Source organism: Hyphomonas sp., assembly GCF_041398385.1.
GTDB lineage: Bacteria > Pseudomonadota > Alphaproteobacteria > Caulobacterales > Hyphomonadaceae > Hyphomonas.
The window spans coordinates 1-1,922 of the sequence record NZ_JAWKUW010000013.1 but is presented as its reverse complement, the minus strand read 5'-3'; the positions used below and the strand labels follow the sequence as shown (position 1 = coordinate 1,922).

Annotated in this window: 2 protein-coding genes; both read right to left on the bottom strand. The window is 59.0% G+C overall.

Going from position 1 to position 1,922, the window contains the following annotated elements; genetic code table 11:
* Window positions 1–452 precede the first annotated feature (452 nt).
* Entirely contained in the window at window positions 453–1,337 is an 885-nt protein-coding gene (locus R3C13_RS14835; RefSeq protein ID WP_371311619.1) for a response regulator, read from the bottom strand.
* Window positions 1,338–1,485: 148 nt separating this feature from the next.
* Window positions 1,486–1,922: Hpt domain-containing protein (locus R3C13_RS14830; protein ID WP_371311618.1), on the bottom strand; the 437-nt coding region annotated here is incomplete at its 5' end.

Sequence of the window (1,922 nt, the reverse complement as noted above, 5' to 3'; positions counted from 1 at the left end):
GCCTGTGCCGTTGAGTGGAGTTCTCCAGACAACATTGCGGGTCTCGCTCCAGACGGTCGGCACCGGCTCCGTCGAAGCGATCCCTTGTCCGTCCGGCCCCCGAAATTGCGGCCAGTCGGCCCCCACGGCATCTCCCTCTTGCAGGCCGAACAGAGTGGAAACACCCAGGAGCAACAACAGAACGCCGACCCGGAGGGAACGGCCACGACAAGTCCATGGTCCTGTCCGTTGATGGAGTACGGCCTGAGAGGTAGATAATGTCATCGCAAGTTCCGGAAGTGGGCTTCTGTGTGAGGGTCGGGAGATCCGTAATGTTGACAGTCCGGGAAACGCGAACATCACGGCAACCACTGAGGGAATCGTAACGGTCTCCCCCGTCCGACGTCAGTCCGAATCTTCGACTGGGCATGGATGTGGACAGAAACGTCAGTACGAGCGGAGCAGGTCAGTTGTTAGCGGAATTTGGTCATGGTGATTTCGGTCCCATTCTTTCCGAAAGAGACTTGGTCCATGAAGGTGCGAATGAGGTAGAGGCCACGTCCGCTGCATCGTTCGAGGTTGGCAGGATCGCGAGGGTCGGGTATCGACGATGTATCGAATCCCGGGCCTTCGTCGCGAACGACAAACGTTGCCTGTTGAGGGGTGAAACGGGCGGAGACATGAACCCTGCGATCGCGGTAAGGGGTCATCTGGCGACGCTCGTCAACGAGCCGCCGATAGGCTTCGAAGTCGTCGCTCTCACGCAGTTCGGACGAGACTTGCAGATTCCCATGTTCCATGGCGTTGATGACCGCTTCGTGCAGTGCAGTTCCGATGCGGATCACTCCGGCCTGGTCCACGAGTTCTATCATCGAAATATGGTCTTGCAGATATCCGACGAGCGGCTGCACTCGTCCGGGGTCGTTCGAGAGGAGGAATGTCAGTTCCGTCGCGACGAGGCATTCGAGCACTTGTTGCTGATTGCGAAGGGCTCGAGACATGCTGAGCACCTTGGCGACAGTTTCGACAAGATCTCGAACAAGGTCTCGCTTGGGGACATAGCTGGCCGCCCCGACCCTCAGTGCCTCGGCAGCGATCTCCTCGCTCCCATGACCCGTCATGAGGATAACGGGGACATGTACGAACTCCCGCTGAATCGCTTCGACGAGTTGCAGCCCGTTTAGCTCGGGCATCTGAATGTCGGTCAGGACGAGGTCGGGGGTCTGCTCCCGCATCTGCCTCAGTGCCTGGAGGCCATCTTCTGCGTGGGCCACTCTCCAGCCGGGACGCTCCTGAAGGAGTGTGGCTGCCTGAAGCCCGTGTAACGGGACGTCGTCCACGATAAGGATGAGTGCCATGTTTGCCCCGCGTGTGCGTCATTCGTGGGATCGGCCCGACAGCCCCGCTCTGTGACATTACCGGACGACTCCCCGTAAAGTCGCCAGTCGATTTTTTGCCGTGCCGAAATGAAGACTGTCTCGACTTCATCTCTGGATGCACGATAGGCTATGTCCTGACTCTATGCGTCGTCAACGCCTGTATCAGCCGGTCGATTTCATGTTCCAGTATTGGCAGGGCTTCGTCGACCCCTGCGAGATTGCTTGTGCGACCCATCACTTCGATTCGCAGCGCGGCTGCAACCGCTGCGGGGGCGGCGAACAATGCCGCCGAACCTTTGATTGAGTGTGCCAGTCGTTGCACTGCGGGCATCTCTTCGGCGGCGATTGCCTGATGGAGCGCGGGTAGCAGTTTCTGCATCTCGGTGAAGAACAGATCAACCATCTGCACGAGCAACTCTTCCCGCCCCCCCATCCTGACGACGGCCATCTTCCAGTCGCACGGAGGTACTTCGTCGTTTACCTCGAGACTCTGTCCCCCCAACCAATCGGCTACTGCCTCCGCTTTATCACCTGTTCCCTCGCCGATCAACTTCCCCTGTGCCG

Coding starts and splice junctions, on each gene's coding strand:
- R3C13_RS14835 (WP_371311619.1), bottom strand. CDS start 1,337: ATGGCACTCATCCTTATCGTGGACGACGTCCCGTTACACGGGCTTCAG.